This window comes from Vagococcus sp. AM17-17, from assembly GCF_003471765.1.
GTDB classification, from domain to species: domain Bacteria; phylum Bacillota; class Bacilli; order Lactobacillales; family Vagococcaceae; genus Vagococcus; species Vagococcus teuberi.
Genome location: NZ_QRJY01000001.1, coordinates 599,431 through 620,341, shown reverse-complemented (window position 1 = coordinate 620,341; position 20,911 = coordinate 599,431). Strand labels below are relative to the sequence as shown.

Here is a 20,911-nt window from a genome sequence, read left to right as displayed (position 1 = left end):
TAACCCTCCGTCAATATAGTTACTGTTATAAGTATACGATAAAAAAAATAAATTGACTAATCTATTTACATTTATGAAAACGTATGCTAAATTAATTTTGGAGAATAAATCCGAAATAAATTAAAAACGGAGCGAAAGTGGAGTATGAAGAAAGAAGAATTTTTATCGCAAATTCATAAAGGCTTAATTGTTTCCTGTCAAGCATTACCGGGAGAACCCCTATATACTAAAGAAGGTGGTGTAATGCCTTTATTGGCTTTAGCAGCAAAGGAAGCTGGAGCAGTTGGAATCAGAGCAAATTCAGTTAGAGATATTCAACAGATTAAAGAAAAAGTTGATTTGCCAGTCATTGGTATTATTAAGCGAGATTACTTACCTGAGAAACCTTTTATCACAGCAACTATGAAAGAGGTAGATGAATTAGTAGAAACAGGTGTAGAGGTTATTGCTTTAGACTGTACGTTAAGACAACGTCATGATGGCTTAACGATTAATGAATTTATTAAACAAATAAAAGAAAAATATCCACAACAACTATTTATGGCAGATATCGCTACATTAGAAGAGGGGATAAATGCCCATAAAGCAGGGATTGATTTTATTGGGACAACACTTTGTGGCTATACAGAAGAAAGTAAGGATATGGTAGTACCAAATGATGATTTAATTAAATCATTGATTGAATGCGGAGCTAATGTAATAGCTGAAGGACAAATACATACACCAGAAGTAGCAAAACGTATCATGGATTTAGGCGTGAGTGGCCTAGTCGTTGGTGGTGCAATTACACGTCCAAAAGAGATAGCAACTCGTTTTATTAACGAATTAAATAAGGAGGAAAACTAATATGTTTAAAAAATTCTCTCAATTGGGTAGAGCATTTATGTTACCAATATCGATTTTACCAGTAGCAGGGTTGTTACTTGGTTTAGGTGGTGCGTTAACAAATGAAAGTGCTGTGGCTGCCTATCCATTTTTAAATCAAGGTTGGTTACAAACGATATTGACTGTGATGAGTTCAGCAGGAAATGCCGTGTTTGCTAACTTAGCATTAATTTTTGCTATTGGTATTTCTGTTGGGTTAGCTAAGGGAGACAAAGGAACAGCTGGATTAGCTGGTGGTGTAGCCTTTCTAGTTTATACAGCAACTATTAGTGGATTATTACAATTATTTTCAGCAGAAGGTGCCACGATTGATACAGGGGTTGTTGGGTCAATCGTTATAGGTGTCACTGTTGCTACGCTACATAATAAATATCGTAAAATTCAATTACCACAATTTTTAGGTTTTTTTGGTGGGTCAAGGTTTATTCCAATCGTTTCATCTTTTGCTGCAATTATTATAGGTAGTTTCTTTTATATTATTTGGCCACCAATTCAAGATGCGTTAGTTGTCGCAGGAAATCACATTGCTAATATGGGAAGTATTGGAACGTTTTTCTATGGATTCTTATTACGTTTAACTGGTGCAGTTGGACTACATCATACGATTTACCCAATGTTTTGGTATACCTCTCTTGGTGGTAGTGAAGTTGTGGCAGGTCAAACGATTTCAGGTGCACAAAATATCTTTTTCGCTCAGTTAGCTGATCCTCAACATACAGGACTATTTACTTATGGAACTAGATTCTTTGCTGGTCGTTTTATTACAATGATGTTTGGGTTACCTGCTGCCTGTTATGCTATGTATCGTGCTATTCCGAAAGCTAATAGGGAAAAAAATGGCGGATTATATTTTAGTGGAGCTTTGACATCATTCTTGACAGGTATTACAGAACCAGTTGAATACATGTTCTTATTTGTTGCACCATGGTTATACGTCATTCACGCTTTTCTGGATGGATTAGCCTTTTACTTTGCTGATATTTTAAATATTCGTATAGGTAATTCTTTTTCTGGTGGATTAATCGACTTTTTATTATTTGGTTTACTTCAAGGCGAAGATAAAACAAATTGGATAAAAGTCATTCCTTTAGGGTTGTTATGGGCAGTTATATACTACTTAGTCTTCACTGTATGTATTAAAAAATTCCATGTCGCCATTCCAGGAATGGAAGAAGCAAGTAGTACGTTAAATGAAGCTGATGTAGTGGATAAAAATAGTACATTGCATGAAGATGCTGTGAAAATTATCGAAGTGTTGGGAACAGAAGAAAATATTGAGTCTGTTACAGCATGTGCAACACGTTTAAGAGTATCAGTGAAAGATAGTCAAAAAGTTCAAGTAGATGTATTTAAAACTCTTGGTGCAACAGCAGTATTTGAAGTTCAAGGAGGAATTCAAGCTGTATATGGTGGTAAAGCCGATTTGTTAAGTCAAGAAATTAATCAAATTTTAGGGTTGGATGAGTAAATTTTTTAGTCGAATAAATGAATTAATCTAATCTTAATTATGTGAGGTGTTATAAATGTTTAAAATGTTTAAAAAGAAAGAAAAATCAATATATGCAGTAGCGACAGGACAATTGATTGAATTAGCTAATGTGTCTGATGCGATGTTCTCTCAAAAAATGATGGGAGATGGTTTTGCAGTGTTACCAACAGATGGGAATGTGTCATCACCTATAGATGGAAAAGTAATGTCTGTTTTTCCAACGAAACATGCTATCACATTGGAAACAAATGATGGCTTAGAGTGTTTAATTCATATGGGGGTTGATACGGTTGAATTAAACGGAGAACCATTTACTATCCATGTTCAGGAGGGGGATAATGTATCTTCAGAGACGATATTAGCAACTATCGATTTAGATAAACTAAAATCAGCAAGTAAACATACAGATATTATCGTTGTTTTTCCAAATTATGCCGAAAAAATTAAATTAATGACAATGAACACGTTAAAGCAAGTCGTTTCAACAGATCAAATAGGCAAGCTAATTTTAAAATAAATTTGTTTTATTCATGGCTCTATAAAAGTAATGGATCAAATAAAGAAATGGTATATCTAGCACACTAAGAGTTAAGTGAATCATTCTGACTTTTAGTGTGTTTTTTTAATTAGAGACTTCTTTTTTTCGATAGAAATTAATTAGTCGTAACGGATGAAATATCATTAAAAATAGCGTATAATAGCAATTGACGTAGAGTGCCTAGGAGCCTCTATTTTTTTTGAAAGGAAGAAACTATGTTTAATCAATATAAACCGACATGGATGGTAGATAAAATTTACAATATTACGCCTGCGCAATTGAAGTCAAAAGGAATTGATGCAGTGTTGACTGACTTAGACAACACTTTAATCGCTTGGAATAATCCTGATGGAACGCCTGAGTTATTGGAATGGATTAAAAGTATGAAAGAAGCTAATATTCCAGTGATTGTCGTGTCTAATAATAAAGCCTCAAGAATTGAACGAGCTGTTAATTCGCTAGGTCTTGATTATGTGTCACGAGCGATGAAACCTTTTAACAAAGGATTTAAGGAAGTTGAAAGACGCTATAAATTACCGAATAAACATCTAGTGATGATTGGTGACCAGTTGATGACGGATATTAAAGGAGCTAATAGTGCTGGTATTCGTACTATCTTAGTAAAACCGATTGTTGAAACTGACGCTTGGAACACCCAATTTAATCGTGCGATGGAAAAGAAAATAATGTCTTATTTAGTAAAAAAACATCCAGATATGAAATGGAGGACGTCATTGAATGACTGATGAACTAAAATGTATAGGGTGTGGCTCAACTATACAAACTGAAGATGCAAATAAAATAGGTTACACGCCTCAATCTGCTTTAGACAAAGGAATGGAATCTGGAGAGTTATATTGTCAAAGATGTTTTCGTTTAAGACACTATAATGAGATTCAAGATGTGGATTTAACGGACGCTGATTTCTTAGCCTTGTTAAATAAAATTGGTGACAAAGATGCATTAATTGTCAATGTTGTGGATATCTTTGATTTTAACGGTAGCTTAATTCCAGGCCTACACCGTTTCGCAGGAGATAATCCTGTGTTATTAGTAGGAAATAAAGCAGATATATTACCTAAGTCGTTGAAGAAACCCCGTTTAATTCAATGGATGAAAGAACGTGCTCATGAAGCTGGTTTACGTCCAATAGACGTGACGTTAACTAGTGCAAAACGCAAGCAGGATATTCAGGAGTTTTTAGAATTAATAGACAAATACCGTGAAGGACGAGATGTTTACATCGTTGGTGTGACAAATGTTGGTAAATCAACATTAATCAATGAAATTATTAGACAATCAGCAGGAGTTGATAATATCATTACAACGTCTCAATTTCCTGGAACGACACTTGACTTGATTGAGATTCCATTTGAAGATGGTAGTTGTTTAATAGATACACCTGGTATCATTCATCGTCATCAAATGGCACACTATTTAGGGAAAAAAGATTTACGTTTGGTATCACCAACTAAAGAAATCAAACCTAAAGTGTATCAGTTAAACGCAGGACAAACACTCTTTTTAGGTGGTCTTGCTCGTTTTGATGTGATTCAATCTGAAAAGATGGGCTTTATTGCTTATGTATCTAACGATTTAATGATTCACCGTACAAAACTTGAAACAGCGACAGAGTTTTACAAAAAACATGTCGGTGGATTGTTACAACCACCTAGAGAAGACGAAGTAGAAGAATTTCCAGAGCTTGTTCGGTTTGAATTCTCTATAAAAGAAAAGACAGATTTAGTATTTGCTGGACTTGGTTGGGTTACTATACCAAAACCATGTGTCATCGCAGGATGGGCACCAAAGGGCGTTGATGTTATCATCAGAAAAGCCTTGATTTAAGAAAGAGGGATAAAACATATATGGAATTACGTGGAAAACAAAAACGATTTTTAAGAAGTCAGGCACATCATTTAGATCCAATCGTACAAATTGGTAAGAATGGTTTAACTGATACAGTATATGACCAAGTCGATGATATTTTAGAAAGACGTGAATTGATTAAAATTACGTTATTACAAAATACTGATGAAGATATTCAAGACGTTGCTTGGCGCATGGAAGAGGAACTCGATTGTGCGGCTGTTCAAATAATTGGACGCATTATAGTGCTATTTAGACCTTCTTCAAAAGAAAAATACCAAAAACTATCACCTCTTGTCAGAAAAATGTAGGAGTAGAGCTATGTCAACTCATGTAGATAACCATACAATCGTACACGAAAAAACTGAAATGATTAATGAGCCAAGAAAGCGAGTTGGAATTTTAGGTGGAGGGTTTAATCCAGTTCATTTAGGGCATTTGGTGATGGCTGAACAAGTGTATGCCCAACTAGCTTTAGATGAGTTTTATCTCATGCCAACTTATCAGCCACCACATGTTGACAAAAAGACAGTGATTGATGCAAGCCACCGAGTTGCAATGTTAGAATTAGCGACAAAATCAAATTCTCATCTTAAGGTTGAATTAGAAGAAGTATATCGTGAAGGAAAAAGTTATACGTTTGATACGATGGAGTCTTTAATTGCAAAAAATCCAAATACGGATTATTATTTTGTTATAGGTGGAGATATGGTTGACTACTTACCAAAATGGTATAAAATTGATGAGTTAATGAAGATGATTCAATTTGTTGCGATTAAACGGAGTGGTTTTCCACAAACATCTGATTACCCATTAATATGGGTCGATTCTCCAAGGATGGATATCAGCTCTTCTTTGATACGACAAAATATTCAAAGAGGATACCCAATTAAGTATTTAGTACCTGATAACGTGATTGACTATATACAAAAAAAGGATTTGTATCGCCATGACAACTGAGTTAGTTTATAGCAAACAATATACTGATTTAACTCGTGAAGACTTAATGCAAAAAGTATCTGAACAAATGTCTGATAAACGATTTCAGCATGTGTTACGAGTAGAAAAAAAAGCATTGGAATTAGCGAATAACTATCAAATTGATAAAGAAAAAGCAAGTATTGCAGCATTAACTCATGATTACGCAAAGGAAAGACCTGATGAAGAGATGATTGATATCATCCAAAACGAAGGTTTTTCTAGTGAATTATTAGAGTATGGAAATGCGATATGGCACGGTATACTAGGTGCTTATCTGGTCAAAACAGAATTAGGTATTACTGACCAAGAGATTCTTGATGCGATAACGTTGCATACGACTGGGGCTAAAGAGATGAGTGATTTGGCTAAGGTGATTTATGTGGCGGATTATATTGAGGATGGTCGTGATTTTCCTGGTGTTGTCGAGGCAAGAGAAAGTGCAGAAAGAAGTTTAGATGAAGCTGTTTCATATGAGACATATCACACCTTAACTTATTTATTAAAAAGTAAAAAGAAAATATACCCAAAAACATTAGAAACATATAATTATTGGGTTGTAAGTCATTAGGAGGGATTCATTATTAATAGTGAGCAGATTTTAGAATTAGTAGTAAAGGCAGCAGATGACAAACGTGCAGAGGATATCGTTGGTTTAGATGTATCAAAGGTGTCTCTTTTAGCAGATTATTTCGTGATTTGTCATGGGAATAGTGATAAGCAAGTATTAGCAATTGCAAAAGAAATTATTGACGAAGCGTATAAACATGAGGTTGATGTGAGACGTGTTGAAGGAAAAGAGTCAGCTCGTTGGATTTTAATTGATTTAGGTGATGTTATTGCACATATTTTCTACGGAGAAGAACGTGAATTTTATAATCTAGAAAAATTATGGTCTGATGCACCACTTGTTAATATCGATCATATGGTAGTTAGCTAATGACAATTTATAAAACGTTCGCTAAGATTTATGATGAGGTCATGGACGAAACGTTATATGAAGATTGGTTAGATTTTACAACGCGTCATATTGGCGAGTCACAAAAAAATATTTTAGAACTTGCGTGTGGCACAGGCATATTATCTGTTGAATTAGCCAATATCGGTCATCAGGTAACAGGCCTTGATTTGTCTGAAGAGATGGTTGAATTAGCGAAAGAACGAACAACAGAAGCTGATGAATTGTTATCTTTTGAAGTTGGAGATATGCTAGATTTGAAGAAAACAAATCAGTATGATGTGGTGACGTGTTTTTCAGATTCGTTGTGTTACATGCCAAATGAAGAAGCAGTTCAGACTGTTTTTAATGAAGTAAATCGTGCGTTGAAATCAGGTGGGATATTTTTATTTGATGTTCATTCTATTTTTAAAATAGAACACGAATTTCCAGAATATAGTTATCATTATCAAACGGATGACTTTGCCTTTTTATGGGAAAGTTATCCAGGAGATGTACCGTATAGCATTGAACACTTTTTGACGTTTTTTGTAAAAGAAACAGAAGAAGAGGACATCTTTAAACGTTATGATGAACTGCATGAAGAACGTACTTATTCAATCGAAACATATGAAAAAATGCTTTCTAAATCAGGGTTTACTGATATTAAAGTCGTCGCTGATTTTACAGATAATGAACCAAATGACGAAAGTACACGTTGGTTTTTCATTTGTCAAAAATAATTATGTAGCTTAGAGACTCGTTCTCTGAGCTATTTTAATACGTTGGGAGTAGTTTGATGAGGTTAACAAGTTGTGGTGTTATTGTAGAGTATAATCCATTTCATAATGGACATATCTACCATTTGAAAGAAGCAAGGAAAAAGTCAGAAGCAGATGTGTTAGTTGCGGTCATGAGTGGTAATTTTTTACAACGAGGAGAACCAGCTATCATTGATAAATGGCAAAGAGCCGAAACAGCCCTACATAATGGAGCTGATTTAGTCATAGAGTTGCCTTTTGCTTATGCGGTACAGTCAGCAGATTACTTTGCAAAAGGTGGCATTAAGTTGCTTCATAGTTTAAATGTGGAGTCACTTTGCTTTGGAACAGATTTAACACAGTCAATGGATTATGAATTATTTGGTCAAACATATGTAGAAAAAGAGAAACTTATAAATCAACGATACCAAGAAATAAAAAATAATGGCGAGAGTTATCCGCAACAAATGACACAGATTTATAGGGAGTTATTGCAACAAGTTCCGCTTGATTTCTCATCGCCAAATCATATTTTAGGGATGGCTTATGCCAAAGAAAATGCAAGGTATGCTAACCCAATGTCGCTCATTCCTATTACTAGACAAGGTTCCGGTTATCATGATGAAACCATAAAATCACAAGAGTTTTCCAGTGCAACAGCTATCAGGCAACGTGTTTTAGAAAAAGATATGACAAGTATTTCTCACACAGTACCAAGTGAAACACGTGACTTTTTAGAAAATACTGACTTACATTCTTGGGGGGACTATTGGCCATTATTGAAATATCATTTGTTAAATCACTCTTTTGATGAATTATCAGATACTTATCAACTTAGTGAAGGAATAGAGTATCGATTGAAAGAATCGGTAAAAAAAGCGGCTAGTTTTTCAGGTTTTATGTCTCTTGTTAAAACGAAGCGATACACATGGACAAGATTACAGCGTTTAGCTACCTATTTGTTGTTAAATGTAAGAGAAAAAGAAATCCATGATGTTTGGCAAAATTCTTATTTAAGAGTTTTGGGGTTCACTGAAAACGGTCGTCAATTTTTAAATCAAGAAAAAAATCATGCTACTTTGCCTATTGTGACAAAAATTGATCAAAAGAATGAGAAGCAGTTATCGTTGGACATTCGAGCAGGACAAATTTATCAGTTAGCCCAACAACATCATCATATAGAGCAGGATTATTACCGCTCGCCAATTTATTTGAAAGGGGAAACGTCATATGAAAGTTGTACTTCATATCCATGATTTAATTATGTGGTCTACTTGTTTAGCAAATGTAAATAATTTGCTTGAAGCAAGTGAGGATGACGAAATCAAAAATATTGAAGTGGTAGCCAATGGACCAGCGATTAAAGGTTATCTTGATCCAGATATTGGTCAAAAAATTGACTGGTTACAAGAGAATAGAGGGATTGTATTTTCTAGTTGTGCTAAGGCAATGTCAAATCAGGATGTAGCAAAAGAGAATTTGTTAGCCAATGTTCAAGTTGTTGCATCAGGGGTTTACCGATTAGTTAAACTACAACAACAAGGATACTTATATATAAAAGTGTAGCCATGGATTTATTTCCATCGCTACACTTTTTAGTTTATTGGTAGATGTCTTTGATGACACCAGTTTAATAATTGATTGTCTAATACAATTGATTTATCTTTTAAAGATTGAATATTTTTTGCCCCAACTAAAGTCATTAAATGAGTGAGTTCCTGTTTAAATCGATTGATTTGGCTGATTGTTTCATGCGTCCCTTTAGTTAAAATCAAATGGAGGAACTCTCCAGATAATCCAACAGCAGAAGCTCCAAGACCAAAAGATTTAAGCATATCAAGGGGTGTTCTAATACCACCTGAGGCGATAAAGGTGGCTTTATCTTGATAGATTCTAGTTTCAAGTAATGACTCAGCGGTTGTTTGTCCCCAATCATAGAGGTAGGTGTATTCTTTTAAGTCACGACGTTCATTTTCAATTTCGATAAAATTAGTTCCGCCTTTTCCTGCAACATCAATGATGGTTACACCGACATCAGTTAATTGTTTGATAGTTTCTTTTGATACACCAAACCCAACCTCTTTGATAATAACAGGAACAGATAAGGAATTAACGATTGCTTCTATATTCGTTAACCAGTCAGAAAAATTACGATCTCCCTCAGGCATGACTAACTCTTGTGGCGTATTAAGATGAAGTTGTAGAGCATTTGCTTCAATCATCTCAACTGCCCGTTTAGCATTATCAATTGAATGATGTGCTCCTAGGTTAGCAAATAAAATGCCATTCGGATTCGTTTTTCTCACAATCTCAAAAGATTCTTTATACTGTGGTTCTTTTAAGGCAATACTAATTGATCCAAGAGCCATAGCTAAATTTGTATCTCGAGCAACTTCAGCTAAATTTTTATTTATAATTGTCGCTTTTTGACTGCCACCAGTCATCGCGTTGATAAAAAATGGTGTGTCTAGTTCAATATCACCTAGAGTTGTTTTTAAACTTACGTCATTTACTGACATTTCAGAAAGAGATTGATGGACAAATCTAACGCCATCAAGACCATTTGTTTTTGGTGAACTATATTGCATTTCAGCATAATGGATGTGTTGATCTTTTCGATTCCAAGATGTATTCATGCACTAAGCCTCCGCTTTAATTGATTGATGTGTGGTATTTGGCGTACGATAAACTTTTAAAGGCAAATTCGTTATACCGTGTGTTTCCCATTGTGCCAACATAGAGGATGCATCGTCTTCTTTTTTAAATAGTACGATACCACAATCACCACCACCAGCACCTGATGATTTAGCAGCACCACCGAATTCTTCTGCACTTTGACATAAGTTTAATAATGCTTCAGTCTCGATATCAACGCCACTTTTTTGAGCAAGAGATGTTAAAAGAGAACGATTTAAACGGATGCCTTCTTGAAATCGTTCGATATTGCTTTGTTTAAATGCTTCAATCAAATCAGTTACACAGTCTGCACTTTTTTTAAGAAAATCACGGTAAAAGCCATTCATTTCATGTTGTTCATCATTCATTGTATCAACAAGTAATGTGGTAGAAGCAGGTGTTCCAGTCCAACCAATATATAAATCTAAATTAGTTGGTGCTTCAAGTGGTTCAATCATTAATTTTGGCCATTTTTCTTTTAATAAATCGATTAAACTAATGGATTTATTTGCTAAACGATCAAGTACCCAATCTTTTTCAAAGCATGAGTAAGCAACCCATCCTTCAAAAGAACTAGCTGCCAAATCACCAAAAGAGCCATTGCTATGCAGTGAAAGATGAGTGATAGCTGATAATTTATAAAGTAGTTCAGCATCATAATCAATCTTATAAAATTGTAAAATAGCTTTAATTGTCGCAATCGTCACAGCACCGCTAGAGCCTAATCCGTATTTACGACCGTCTTTATTGTCTAATTCACTTTCAATGGTTAAATCAAAATATTTTAGCGGTAAGCCTAATTCTTTTAAGTACGATTCAACAATCGTGACAGAACCAGCGATATAAGAAAAAGGATTATCACGCTCATCCATATAAAATTTACCATTTTTTCGTGTCCAAGGAATTGAAATACCGTTTGAATAAGATGAACGGATACTTCCTTGTTTGTCTGCGGGCTTTAGCGTTACAGTAATGAATTGATCTAGTGCAACGATTAGCGCAGGATTTCCAGGTTCTAACACAGCATATTCTCCTGCTATATACAATTTTCCTGGTGCACTTGCTTTAATCAAAAAAATCTCCCCTTTAGTAACTCCATTCTTCGTCAGTTAATTCTCTGATGCCTTCTCCCACTTTTGAGCAAATTAACTGATCATTTGTGAAACTTTCTTCTAATTTGTTTAAGATGTCAGACATTTGTGATTGTCTACATAATACTTTAACATTCGGTCCAGCGTCCATTGTAACATAACAAGGGATGCCATTGTTACGAATTTCTTTAACTTTATTGATTGCTTTAACACTATCTGGTTCCCAATAAGAAATAGGAGGAGTTGCACCAAGCATGGTGGCATGCATTTTCATTCCATTAGATTCAGTAATTTCTCCCAATCTGATAAAATCTTTTTCGTGGATGGCTTGCTTTATGTCGATTAAATCCTTTTTAGCTTCTGTAACCCATACTGGATAGAAAGGAGATGTATCAACTGTTTGTCTCATTCCAACACGACTTGAAAGTTTTTTTTGTTGTTTGTTGATAGCGATAATAATCATACCTAAATCCCATGAAGCATCATCAACTTCAATCGCGTGGCTGGTTTCAGATAGGTTTCCTTCACCCATATTCCACTCAACTAAACCACCATAAATACTTCGTGTTGAACTTCCGCTTCCTTGACGAGCATAGGTAGAGAGTGTTTGTTTATCAAGATTTAATTTCCAAGCACTATTTGCAGCTCCAGCAAGTGCAGCAAAAGCTGATGCTGAGGAAGCTAGTCCAGCAGCTGTTGGTACATGATTATAGCTTTCTACTTTAGCAAATGTATTATCTTTTGCAGTTTCACGAAATAAATTTAAAAATCGATTTATTTTTGTTGTTTCAGTTTTATCTTGCTTTATACCATTTAAATAAAACACATCTTCGGTCAAAGTATCATCAAGTGTAACGGATGTATCGGTATAAAAAGCATCTAAAGTTAATGATAAGCTGCTATTCATAGGTAAGAATAATTCATTATTTCTTTTTCCCCAATATTTAATTAATGCAATATTCGTATGAGCACGACATCTGCCGATATTTTTCATAAATGGTCACTCATTTCATATACCCATGTTTGTTTTGCACCAAAATCTTTTAACGTTTGGGCAATTTCATGAGCTGATTTTTTATCCATTGCTAATGCTATCATACATCCACCGCGTCCGCCACCGGTTAGTTTTGCACCAAGTGCGCCGTGAGTCATGGCAGCGTCAACTAGTCTATCTAATGATGGACTGGACACACCTAATTCTTTTAAAATTTGGTGTGCTTGAGACATGTAGGAACCAAGTTCTTTAGCACGATCTGATTCTAAAGCGATTCGTCCTTTGTCTGGTAAAGATCCTAATGTATGGATTAGTGCAAGTGTATGCTCTTTAGTGTTTCCTTTTAGTTTATGGCTAATGCTTTCAACCGCTTCTTTTGTTTGTCCTGTTTCACCAGTATCTGCTACGACAAGATAAGCATTCAACATCATGTGAAGAGGAACTTCCAACTGTCCTTTTTTAAAATAGTAAGGAGTTGAAGAACTGGTCATTAGAGCATCCAGTCCACTTGGATTTCCGTGAGCAATTTTTTCAGAGGTATTCACTAAATCAAGTAGTTTTTCTTGTGTTAATGACACGTCAAAGTAATCAAAAATCCCTCTAATGGTTGCAACAGCAACCGCAGCACTTGACCCCATTCCTCTTTCAGCAGGAATTGAGCTGTTAATGGTAATGTCTAATGGGTAGGATTCTTGATTTAATGTTTTTAAACTGAGATGAATCGCTTCTTTTAAGCTATCTAATAACTCAGGCATGTCACCTAATAATCCAGTGTAAAAATCACACGAAATAGTTGGTTCTTGGATTGCTTTTTTGACAATTGTTTGAATCGATGTTTTAGGAAAAGGTATAGCAATCGATGGATAATTATAAACTACTGCATGTTCACCTAGTAGAATAATTTTACCATGAGATTGTCCAATTCCGAATTGTTTTGGTGCCATGTACAAACTCCTTTGATAACTTGTCATGTTTCATAAAATTGAATCTCTTATAGCATAATACAATAAATGGCTATATAACAACTAAAACTAGCAAATATTTTATAAATTCTTATATTATTTTTAGAACAAAACAAATAATGTACTAAAATTAGTTTTATGTAATATATCTCTGTTGATAGTTATTTAATTAAAAAGAAATACTCGCATGAATAAAAATATTGTATTAATGATTTTATGGTCTATATTAGCAAGTTTGTCTGATAGTTACTTTTTAAATAAAACATAAAAAACTTCCTACTAATCTGACTCACATCAGCTTAGTAGAAAGTTTTGTTTATTATTCAGTTGCTTCTTGTAAGATATTGATTTTTTCAATTTTGATATCTTTTTTCGGTTTATCATTTTCTCCTGTTTCGGATTTTGCAATTTTATCTACAACGTCCATACCCTCTATAACTTGGCCGAATACAGTATGCTTTCCATCTAGGTGAGGTGCGCCGCCTTTTTTATAAGCATCGATGATTTTTGCAGGCACATCTTCAGCTAACAATCCATCAGACATATCATCGCTATTTTGAACGATGAAGAATTGACTGCCATTTGTATTTGCACCAGAGTTTGCCATAGATAGAGCACCTCTTAAGTTATACAATTGATTTGAAAATTCATCTTCAAATGGTTTATCCCAAATACTTGAACCACCAGTACCATTTCCCTCAGGATCTCCACCTTGAATCATGAAATCATTTATTACACGATGAAAAATAAGTCCATTATAGTATCCATCTTTAGCGTGTGTCATAAAGTTTTCAACTGCTTTTGGTGCAATTTTAGGGAACAATTTAATTTTAATTGATCCTTCAGTTGTCACCATTTCAACTAAGTCTTCGTCTTTTGCTACTTCTGTTGATAATTGTGGTAGCTCTAAAGAATTAATATCTACGGATTCTGAAGTTGCTGTACTTGAAGCAGCTGTTGATTGTTCTGTTTTACTTGTTGCAGTGTCTTTTTTTGCTGAATCGTTATTACCACAAGCTGAAAACAAAGCCAATGATAAAAGAAGAGTTGTTGACGCTAATAACAATTGTTGTTTCTTCATTATAAAAAAGCCTCCATATAATAGTTTGATTTGTAAACTCTTTATAATAGTAACAGACTTTAAATAACTTTCCAAATAGAAAAGGTGGTTTAAATGGTAAGTTTTTAAGAATGATAATGAAAACATGATGAAAAGTCGTATCAATATACATTCAATGATATACTAATACTTGTTAACAAATATATAGGAGGCGTTAGATATGTTTAAAGAGTATGGTCCTCTTAGCACAATGATGTATCAGAAAACAAAAGCAGTAGGTCAATCCTTGGATGGTGATATTGACTATTATTACGATTTTTTACAAGATGTGAAGGGAAGTATTCTGGAAGCTGGTGTTGGAACAGGCCGGGTTCTTATCCCATTATTAGAAAAAGGACTAAATGTTGAAGGCGTTGATGTGTCGGAAGACATGTTATTACAATGCAAAAAAAATATGGAGGCATATTCTGTGTCAACATTTGTTTATCAACAAGATTTGTTTGACTTAATCATTAAATCAAGAATATGAAGCGATTATTATGCCGACTGGAAGTTTTTGCTTATTAGAAAAAGATAGAATAGAAAAAGTTTTAAAGGGATTTTATCACTGCTTAAGTTGTAAGGGGAAAGTGATTTTAGATTTAATTGTCCCGAATGATTTTAAAAAAGGAAAAATCACACAATCTAAAATTGATATATCTAATACTGAGACTATTATATATACTCATTACGATGAATCCATCGACTGGATTAGTCAACAAACAACCTCTATTGACAAGTATGAATTAATAAATGAAGGTAAAGTAGTTGAAACAGAGTATCCCCATTTTACTTTATATTGGTATGGTTTAAAAGAATTTGAGTGGTTGATACAGTCATTAGGATTTAAATTAATTAAATATGATGACGGATACAATCGAGGCGTTCCGGGTATTGTGACTGCGATATTGGAAAAACAAGAAGAATGATTTTTAACATGTTTTATTATGAAAGTATGAAACGTGGTAGACAAATAAAAAACGAACAGATACAATAGAAAAGAGATTTTTTAAAGAAAAGAGGTGGACTAAGATGTCCATGTTTTTAGATCAAGTAACGATTGACGTAAAAGCCGGTAATGGTGGAGACGGTATGGTGGCATTTAGACGAGAAAAATATGTTCCAGATGGTGGACCAGCTGGTGGAGATGGTGGTCGTGGTGGAAGTATTATATTTCAAGTAGATGAAGGTCTACGTACGTTAATGGATTTTAGATACAATCGACATTTTAAGGCAACTCCTGGTGAGCATGGTATGAGTAAAGGCATGCATGGTAGAGGGGCTGAAGATACATATGTCAGCGTTCCCCCAGGTACAGTCGTAAGAGATGTTGAAACAGGTCAAGTTTTAGGTGATTTGTTAGTTAAAGGGCAAACACTTTTAGTGGCTAAAGGTGGACGTGGTGGACGTGGAAACATTCGTTTTGCAACACCAAGAAATCCAGCACCTGAAATATCTGAAAATGGTGAACCAGGTCAAGAAAGAAAACTAGAGTTAGAATTAAAAGTTTTAGCAGATGTAGGGTTAGTAGGATTTCCTTCAGTTGGAAAATCAACGCTATTATCTATCGTATCAAAAGCTAGACCAAAAATCGGTGCATATCATTTTACAACGATTGTCCCAAACTTAGGGATGGTCACAACAAGTGATGGGCGTAGTTTTGTTATGGCAGATTTACCAGGACTAATCGAAGGGGCTTCAGAGGGTGTTGGTTTAGGAACGCAATTTTTACGTCATATCGAACGAACTCGCGTAATTTTACATGTGGTAGATATGAGTGGAATGGAAGGGCGAGATCCATTTGAAGACTATTTATTGATTAATAAAGAGTTGGAATCTTATGATTTACGTTTAATGGAAAGACCGCAACTTATTGTTGCTAATAAAATGGATATGCCAGAAGCAGAAGAAAATTTGGTTGAATTTAAGAAAAAATTAGCTGAGTTAAAAACAGATGAATGGGAAGATGATATTAAAATATTCCCAATATCAGGTGTGACGCAACAAGGTGTGGCACCGTTACTAAATGCTACAGCAGATTTATTAGAAGTAACGCCAGAATTTCCTCTTTACTTTGAAGATGAAGAAGAGGAAGATGTGGTTAACTATACATTCAAAGAAGATGAACCAGAGTTTACTGTTTCTCGTGAAGATGACGCAACTTGGGTCTTATCAGGTGACAAATTAGAAAAACTATTTGTTATGACAAACTTTGATAGAGAAGAAAGTACCATGAAGTTTGCTCGTCAGCTACGTGGCATGGGTGTTGATGAAACACTTCGAACTATGGGAGCAAAAGATGGCGATTTAGTTCGCATCAAAGACTTTGTATTTGAATTTGTTGACTAAAAGAAGTGAGAAAGAGATATTCTTTCTCATTTTTTTGTTTTAAAGGTGCGATACTCTTTAAAAATTGATACAATAGTTGGTAGTAAAAAAGAATGAAAGAAAAGCAGGGGAAAAATGGAACTACAATTTTTAGGAACAGGTGCAGGTGTACCTGCCAAACAACGTAATGTGACAAGCATTGCTTTAAAGTTATTAGATGAAAGAAACGAAGTATGGTTATTTGATTGTGGAGAAGGCACACAGCAACAGATTTTAAATACAACCATTCGACCTCGAAAAATTGCTAAAATATTTGTAACACATTTACATGGTGATCATATATTGGGATTACCTGGTTTAATCAGCAGTCGGTCATTTCAAGGTGGAACAGATAAACTTGAAATATATGGTCCTAAAGGAATCAAAGACTATATTGAGTTGAGTCTGAAGATATCTGACACACATTTAAAATACCCGATTAAATTTATCGAAATTGAAAAAGAAGGACTTATTTTTGATGACAGGACATTTAGTGTGTATTGTGATTATTTGGACCATCGAATTGAGTGCTTTGGGTATCGTGTTGTTGAAAAAGATTATCCAGGGGAATTAAACGTTCAGAAATTACGTGACGAAAACGTCATGCCAGGTCCAATTTATAAAAAAATTAAAGATGGTGAAATCGTTACTTTAGAAGATGGTCGTACTATTGATGGAAAAGACTACTTAGGACCAGATATTAAGGGCCGAGTTGTGACGATTCTTGGTGATACAAGAACGCATCCGAATTGTTATACATTAGCTGAAGGAGCAGATGTTTTGGTGCATGAAAGCACATTTAGTGCATCAGAAGGTAAACTTGCCCGTAATTATTATCATTCAACGAGTTTACAGGCAGCAACTGTAGCGAAAGAAGCAAATGCTAAACAGTTATTTTTAACTCATATCAGTGCCCGGTATTTAGGAAGACAAGCTTTAGAATTACAAACTGAAGCACAAACTGTTTTTAAAAATTCAACCATAGTTAAAGATTTTGATGTATTTGATATTCCTTTGGTAAAATAAAAGGAGGAGATATTTTGTCAGTAAAAACTTTAAAAAATAAACTGGTTTTAATTACTGGTGCTTCTAGTGGATTGGGTGAAGCAATCGCTTATGAAGCAGCTAAAAAAAATGCGTCACTAATACTTTGTGCTAGAAATGTAGACAAGTTGCAAAAAGTCGCAAGGACTGCGCAATCTATGACTCGTGGAACTGTTATGATAAAACAGCTTGATATTAGTGATTATACAAGTGTTGAAAACTTAGTGAGCTATCTTGATAAAGAAGAGATAGTTATTGATGTCCTTGTTAATAATGCTGGAGTTGGAATCTTTAAGCCGTTTATTGATACAACACAAGAAGACATTGAGTTAATGTTTTCAGTTAATGTGTTAGGACTTATGACTCTAACACAAAAAATTGCTTTAAGAATGATTGAAAACAAAAAAGGGCATGTGATCAATATTGCGTCTCAAGCTGGAAAAATAGCGACACCAAAATCGAGTGTCTATGCTGCTACGAAGTTTGCCGTGCTTGGCTTTTCAAATGCATTACGTTTAGAATTAAAACCATTTGGGATTCATGTTTTAACAGTCAATCCAGGACCAATGAGAACAGCCTTTTTCGATACAGCAGATCCAACAGGTGAGTATTTGAAACAAGTATCAGGCTTTGTCACAGAACCAGAAAAACTTGCGAAAAAAGTAGTTGATAACTTTGGAAAATCCAAAAGAGAAATCAACACACCTTGGATTATGGAAGTAGGTAGCATTGGTTATACACTATTTCCAAGGTTAGGAGATTTTTTAGCAGGTGGATTGTTTAATAAAAAGTAAGGGGTTGAAGAAAATAAAATGAAAAACACAACGAAGACGATTGTTATTTTGTTATTACTATTTGTAGTCGTGTTATTTGCTGTAATAAATGCTCAACCAATAACGATTAATTTTATATTTACCAAGCAACGTGTACCACTTGTTTTAATTATTATATCATCTGTTATCATTGGTGCGATTATTACATTAATTGGGACAATGGGGACTATTTGGAAGAAAAATAGAACGGTTAAAGAGCTAAATAAAAAACTTGAAGATTTAAAAGCGAGTCCACTTGATGACACCAGTTCAGAATATGTATCAACGTTAGAGGAAAAATATAAAGAAAGCCAGTTAGAATTATCAGATTTACGTCACAGACTAGTTAATCAAATGATGAGTACCCCAGCTGATCCCAACTCAAGTACACAAACAAATGAGTTAACAGAAACGATGAAGGATTAGTTTATGTTACGAACGGAAAAAAGGGAGTTTCATCAGATTAATTATCGGATCTTATTACCAGTTTTCTTTCTAAGTATTATCGGATTGATGTCAATGTATGTGGCAATCAGTGGTGAGTACTCTTCAACAGATGTTTTAAAAAAAATGTTACAGCAAGTACTCTGGTATGCCATTGGAGGAGCTTCATTGTATGTAACAATGATCATTAAACCAGAAATTATATGGAAACTAACGCCATATGCTTATATCTTAGGTTTGATTTTAATGATGTTATTATTATTTTTTTATGATGTCCCACTTGCATTAGAAACTGGATCTAAAAATTGGTTTCGTTTTGGGTCGGTAACATTTCAACCAGCTGAGTTGGTTAAGATTTTATATATTTTGATGTTATCCTATATTGTGACAGGTCATAATCAAATGTATCAAGTACGAGATATAAAAACAGATGGATTACTAGTAGGAAAAATGCTTTTAGTAACGGTACCTATTGCTATTTTGTTAAATCTACAAAATGATTTTGGTACGATGCTGGTCTTTTTAGCGATACTAGGCGGTGTGTTTTTAGTATCTGGTATTTCGTGGAAAATAATTGTAGCTGTGGTAACACTTGCGCTATTTTTAGGGTTGGCATTGATATATTTGGTCACAACAGATAGTGGTAGAGAATTTTTATATAAATTAGGATTCAAAGCTTACCAATTTGCTAGGATAGATGCCTGGATTGATCCTTTCTTTGATCCGAATAACCAATCTTATCAGCAAGTACAGGCCTTATTAGCCATTGCAACAGGTGGTTTTTTTGGTAAAGGATTTAATGTGACAGATATCTATGTTCCAGTGAGATCATCAGACATGATTTTTTCAGTAGTTGCAGAAAATTTTGGATTTATTGGAAGTATATTTGTTATCTTGATGTACTTATTGTTAGTATATCGTATGATTAAAACTTGTTTTGAAACAAAAAATGTTTTTTTCTCATATATTACAGCAGGTGTTGTGATGATGATTGTATTCCATGTTTTTGAAAATATTGGGGCAAATATCGGTTTATTACCACTTACGGGAATTCCGCTTCCATTTATTAGTCAAGGTGGATCAGCTTTGTTAAGTAGTATGATAGCTGTTGGCTTGGTGATGAATATGACATATCATTATTCATCGATAAAAATTAAAAGGCAGCGATTATAGTTATATTCTATAGTCGCTGCTTATGTTTTAAGATGTTTCGTTTGTTGAAAAAATAATACTAGCCTGTTTATGGCTAATATGGTGTTGAGAATTATCCTTATTAATCTTAAATATAATTAGTTCATTAAATTCATCAATATCTATTATAGTGATAGTGTCACCAATTGATAGATTAATGCTGTCAAGATAAGTTAAGACTGACACATCGTCCATAACTCGGCCAATAATAGGAGTGTCGCCAATACTAAATTGGGTCAAGGGAATAATTGCTTGTTCTCTGTAGTTGTCTTGTGTTGGTATGATACCACCATGGGGACAGTTGGTTGGATTTCCTAAATAATCATATAATCTATTAAAGAATACGGAGTCTTTAACATGTTCTAGTTCTTCAGATAGGTGATGCAAATCGTATAAAGAATATCCTAATTTATCGTATAAAAAGGTTTCGATAATTCGATGGTTTCTAATGATAATAATCGTTTGATTTAATCCTTCAAGAGTCAATTTTGCTCCAGTATACGGTTTATACTCAATCAATCCATCTTTTTGTAGCTTTTCAACCATTTCGCTAACAGACGCAGGGGATACATGAAGATGTTGGGAGAGTGTTTTATTTGAAACAAATTCGTCAATGCCATTGTTCTCATAAATCGCTTTTAAATAGTCTTCTTTATTGGAAGATCTTGACATAATTGTCCCTCCTACAAATTAATTGCTAAAATATATTAACTCATTTATTTTATCATAAAAACTGAAAATATATCAGTAAAAAGGAAATTTGTCCCCTTTTTT

At 34.3% G+C, this 20,911-nt stretch carries 25 protein-coding genes; 19 read left to right on the top strand and 6 right to left on the bottom strand.

All coding sequences use genetic code 11. The features are described 5' to 3' along the window. The first annotated feature begins 144 nt into the window (after window positions 1-144). The 12 genes from DW196_RS03030 (at window position 145) to DW196_RS02975 (ending at window position 9,023) form a co-directional block, all read left to right on the top strand. Window positions 145-846: an N-acetylmannosamine-6-phosphate 2-epimerase gene (locus DW196_RS03030; RefSeq protein ID WP_079347626.1), complete on the top strand. Its 702-nt coding sequence runs from the start codon at window positions 145-147 to the stop codon at window positions 844-846. Between the two features lies 1 nt (window position 847). Beyond that, complete coding sequence (locus tag DW196_RS03025) at window positions 848-2,353, top strand: PTS transporter subunit EIIC (protein WP_118249994.1); 1,506 nt, start codon at window positions 848-850, stop codon at window positions 2,351-2,353. A gap of 55 nt (window positions 2,354-2,408) precedes the next feature. Further along, window positions 2,409-2,891, top strand: a complete 483-nt coding sequence (locus DW196_RS03020; protein WP_071457267.1) for a PTS glucose transporter subunit IIA — start codon at window positions 2,409-2,411, stop codon at window positions 2,889-2,891. 236 nt (window positions 2,892-3,127) lie between these two features. Continuing rightward, window positions 3,128-3,658, top strand: coding sequence for a YqeG family HAD IIIA-type phosphatase (locus DW196_RS03015; protein ID WP_071457266.1), 531 nt, complete (start codon window positions 3,128-3,130; stop codon window positions 3,656-3,658). Next, entirely contained in the window at window positions 3,651-4,760 is a 1,110-nt protein-coding gene (gene yqeH, locus DW196_RS03010) for a ribosome biogenesis GTPase YqeH (protein WP_118249992.1), read from the top strand. The genes DW196_RS03015 and yqeH overlap by 8 nt, the downstream gene beginning before the upstream one ends. A 20-nt stretch (window positions 4,761-4,780) precedes the next feature. Then, window positions 4,781-5,092, top strand: a complete 312-nt coding sequence (yhbY, locus tag DW196_RS03005) for a ribosome assembly RNA-binding protein YhbY (RefSeq protein WP_071457264.1) — start codon at window positions 4,781-4,783, stop codon at window positions 5,090-5,092. Window positions 5,093-5,102: 10 nt separating this feature from the next. Continuing rightward, a complete protein-coding gene (locus DW196_RS03000) occupies window positions 5,103-5,741 on the top strand; it encodes a nicotinate-nucleotide adenylyltransferase (RefSeq protein ID WP_118249990.1) in 639 nt (212 codons plus the stop codon). Continuing rightward, window positions 5,731-6,330, top strand: a complete 600-nt coding sequence (gene yqeK / locus DW196_RS02995) for a bis(5'-nucleosyl)-tetraphosphatase (symmetrical) YqeK (protein ID WP_071457262.1) — start codon at window positions 5,731-5,733, stop codon at window positions 6,328-6,330. Before DW196_RS03000 ends, yqeK begins: the two co-directional genes overlap by 11 nt. Window positions 6,331-6,357: 27 nt before the next feature. Then, window positions 6,358-6,699, top strand: coding sequence for a ribosome silencing factor (gene rsfS / locus DW196_RS02990; RefSeq protein ID WP_211267928.1), 342 nt, complete (start codon window positions 6,358-6,360; stop codon window positions 6,697-6,699). Next, window positions 6,699-7,439, top strand: a complete 741-nt coding sequence (locus DW196_RS02985; RefSeq protein WP_118249988.1) for a class I SAM-dependent methyltransferase — start codon at window positions 6,699-6,701, stop codon at window positions 7,437-7,439. Before rsfS ends, DW196_RS02985 begins: the two co-directional genes overlap by 1 nt. A 53-nt stretch (window positions 7,440-7,492) precedes the next feature. Further along, on the top strand, window positions 7,493-8,713 hold the full coding sequence (locus tag DW196_RS02980; protein ID WP_370447138.1) for a nucleotidyltransferase: 1,221 nt from the start codon (window positions 7,493-7,495) through the stop codon (window positions 8,711-8,713). Beyond that, window positions 8,688-9,023, top strand: coding sequence for a DsrE family protein (locus DW196_RS02975; RefSeq protein ID WP_071457258.1), 336 nt, complete (start codon window positions 8,688-8,690; stop codon window positions 9,021-9,023). The genes DW196_RS02980 and DW196_RS02975 overlap by 26 nt, the downstream gene beginning before the upstream one ends. A gap of 29 nt (window positions 9,024-9,052) precedes the next feature. Here the strand turns inward: DW196_RS02975 and fni are convergent, their stop codons facing one another. The 5 genes from fni to DW196_RS02950 all read right to left on the bottom strand — a co-directional run bounded on the left by fni (window position 9,053) and on the right by DW196_RS02950 (window position 14,261). Continuing rightward, the gene (gene fni / locus DW196_RS02970) at window positions 9,053-10,093 is read right to left on the bottom strand and encodes a type 2 isopentenyl-diphosphate Delta-isomerase (protein ID WP_118249986.1); all 1,041 of its coding nucleotides are present in this window, start codon (window positions 10,091-10,093) and stop codon (window positions 9,053-9,055) included. 3 nt (window positions 10,094-10,096) lie between these two features. Continuing rightward, complete coding sequence (locus DW196_RS02965) at window positions 10,097-11,206, bottom strand: phosphomevalonate kinase (protein ID WP_118249984.1); 1,110 nt, start codon at window positions 11,204-11,206, stop codon at window positions 10,097-10,099. Window positions 11,207-11,219: 13 nt separating this feature from the next. Continuing rightward, window positions 11,220-12,218 (bottom strand): diphosphomevalonate decarboxylase, encoded by a 999-nt coding sequence (gene mvaD, locus DW196_RS02960; protein ID WP_071457255.1) that lies wholly within the window; start codon window positions 12,216-12,218, stop codon window positions 11,220-11,222. Continuing rightward, on the bottom strand, window positions 12,215-13,162 hold the full coding sequence (mvk, locus tag DW196_RS02955) for a mevalonate kinase (RefSeq protein WP_118249982.1): 948 nt from the start codon (window positions 13,160-13,162) through the stop codon (window positions 12,215-12,217). The genes mvaD and mvk overlap by 4 nt, the downstream gene beginning before the upstream one ends. A gap of 337 nt (window positions 13,163-13,499) precedes the next feature. Then, a complete protein-coding gene (locus DW196_RS02950; protein WP_071457253.1) occupies window positions 13,500-14,261 on the bottom strand; it encodes a peptidylprolyl isomerase in 762 nt (253 codons plus the stop codon). 199 nt (window positions 14,262-14,460) lie between these two features. On the opposite strand from DW196_RS02950, the gene DW196_RS02945 reads away from it, so the two are divergent. From DW196_RS02945 to DW196_RS02915, 7 genes are all read left to right on the top strand, one after another. Then, window positions 14,461-14,769, top strand: a complete 309-nt coding sequence (locus DW196_RS02945) for a bifunctional 2-polyprenyl-6-hydroxyphenol methylase/3-demethylubiquinol 3-O-methyltransferase UbiG (RefSeq protein ID WP_118249980.1) — start codon at window positions 14,461-14,463, stop codon at window positions 14,767-14,769. Window positions 14,770-14,779: 10 nt separating this feature from the next. Beyond that, entirely contained in the window at window positions 14,780-15,208 is a 429-nt protein-coding gene (locus tag DW196_RS02940) for a hypothetical protein (protein WP_118249978.1), read from the top strand. A gap of 103 nt (window positions 15,209-15,311) precedes the next feature. Next, a complete protein-coding gene (gene obgE, locus DW196_RS02935) occupies window positions 15,312-16,628 on the top strand; it encodes a GTPase ObgE (RefSeq protein ID WP_071457251.1) in 1,317 nt (438 codons plus the stop codon). 114 nt (window positions 16,629-16,742) lie between these two features. Further along, on the top strand, window positions 16,743-17,672 hold the full coding sequence (rnz, locus tag DW196_RS02930) for a ribonuclease Z (RefSeq protein WP_118249976.1): 930 nt from the start codon (window positions 16,743-16,745) through the stop codon (window positions 17,670-17,672). A gap of 11 nt (window positions 17,673-17,683) precedes the next feature. Continuing rightward, window positions 17,684-18,484, top strand: a complete 801-nt coding sequence (locus DW196_RS02925) for an SDR family oxidoreductase (protein ID WP_118249974.1) — start codon at window positions 17,684-17,686, stop codon at window positions 18,482-18,484. Between the two features lie 18 nt (window positions 18,485-18,502). Beyond that, a complete protein-coding gene (locus DW196_RS02920) occupies window positions 18,503-18,928 on the top strand; it encodes a lipopolysaccharide assembly protein LapA domain-containing protein (RefSeq protein WP_118249972.1) in 426 nt (141 codons plus the stop codon). 3 nt (window positions 18,929-18,931) lie between these two features. After that, entirely contained in the window at window positions 18,932-20,119 is a 1,188-nt protein-coding gene (locus tag DW196_RS02915) for an FtsW/RodA/SpoVE family cell cycle protein (RefSeq protein WP_118249970.1), read from the top strand. A gap of 27 nt (window positions 20,120-20,146) precedes the next feature. Here the strand turns inward: DW196_RS02915 and DW196_RS02910 are convergent, their stop codons facing one another. Then, window positions 20,147-20,809, bottom strand: a complete 663-nt coding sequence (locus DW196_RS02910) for a metal-dependent transcriptional regulator (protein WP_071457246.1) — start codon at window positions 20,807-20,809, stop codon at window positions 20,147-20,149. Window positions 20,810-20,911: the final 102 nt, after the last annotated feature.

What these genes read in the sequence shown, in the direction of transcription:
- DW196_RS02910 (WP_071457246.1), bottom strand. Translation starts at nt 20,809, where the DNA reads ATGTCAAGATCTTCCAATAAAGAAGACTATTTAAAAGCGATTTATGAG.
- DW196_RS03025 (WP_118249994.1), top strand. Translation starts at nt 848, where the DNA reads ATGTTTAAAAAATTCTCTCAATTGGGTAGAGCATTTATGTTACCAATA.
- yqeK (WP_071457262.1), top strand. Translation starts at nt 5,731, where the DNA reads ATGACAACTGAGTTAGTTTATAGCAAACAATATACTGATTTAACTCGT.
- rnz (WP_118249976.1), top strand. Translation starts at nt 16,743, where the DNA reads ATGGAACTACAATTTTTAGGAACAGGTGCAGGTGTACCTGCCAAACAA.
- DW196_RS02940 (WP_118249978.1), top strand. Translation starts at nt 14,780, where the DNA reads ATGCCGACTGGAAGTTTTTGCTTATTAGAAAAAGATAGAATAGAAAAA.
- DW196_RS02945 (WP_118249980.1), top strand. Translation starts at nt 14,461, where the DNA reads ATGTTTAAAGAGTATGGTCCTCTTAGCACAATGATGTATCAGAAAACA.
- DW196_RS03015 (WP_071457266.1), top strand. Translation starts at nt 3,128, where the DNA reads ATGTTTAATCAATATAAACCGACATGGATGGTAGATAAAATTTACAAT.
- DW196_RS03030 (WP_079347626.1), top strand. Translation starts at nt 145, where the DNA reads ATGAAGAAAGAAGAATTTTTATCGCAAATTCATAAAGGCTTAATTGTT.
- DW196_RS02920 (WP_118249972.1), top strand. Translation starts at nt 18,503, where the DNA reads ATGAAAAACACAACGAAGACGATTGTTATTTTGTTATTACTATTTGTA.
- yhbY (WP_071457264.1), top strand. Translation starts at nt 4,781, where the DNA reads ATGGAATTACGTGGAAAACAAAAACGATTTTTAAGAAGTCAGGCACAT.
- fni (WP_118249986.1), bottom strand. Translation starts at nt 10,093, where the DNA reads ATGAATACATCTTGGAATCGAAAAGATCAACACATCCATTATGCTGAA.
- DW196_RS03020 (WP_071457267.1), top strand. Translation starts at nt 2,409, where the DNA reads ATGTTTAAAATGTTTAAAAAGAAAGAAAAATCAATATATGCAGTAGCG.
- DW196_RS02985 (WP_118249988.1), top strand. Translation starts at nt 6,699, where the DNA reads ATGACAATTTATAAAACGTTCGCTAAGATTTATGATGAGGTCATGGAC.
- obgE (WP_071457251.1), top strand. Translation starts at nt 15,312, where the DNA reads ATGTCCATGTTTTTAGATCAAGTAACGATTGACGTAAAAGCCGGTAAT.
- mvaD (WP_071457255.1), bottom strand. Translation starts at nt 12,218, where the DNA reads ATGAAAAATATCGGCAGATGTCGTGCTCATACGAATATTGCATTAATT.
- DW196_RS02950 (WP_071457253.1), bottom strand. Translation starts at nt 14,261, where the DNA reads ATGAAGAAACAACAATTGTTATTAGCGTCAACAACTCTTCTTTTATCA.
- DW196_RS02915 (WP_118249970.1), top strand. Translation starts at nt 18,932, where the DNA reads ATGTTACGAACGGAAAAAAGGGAGTTTCATCAGATTAATTATCGGATC.
- DW196_RS03000 (WP_118249990.1), top strand. Translation starts at nt 5,103, where the DNA reads ATGTCAACTCATGTAGATAACCATACAATCGTACACGAAAAAACTGAA.
- yqeH (WP_118249992.1), top strand. Translation starts at nt 3,651, where the DNA reads ATGACTGATGAACTAAAATGTATAGGGTGTGGCTCAACTATACAAACT.
- mvk (WP_118249982.1), bottom strand. Translation starts at nt 13,162, where the DNA reads ATGGCACCAAAACAATTCGGAATTGGACAATCTCATGGTAAAATTATT.
- DW196_RS02975 (WP_071457258.1), top strand. Translation starts at nt 8,688, where the DNA reads ATGAAAGTTGTACTTCATATCCATGATTTAATTATGTGGTCTACTTGT.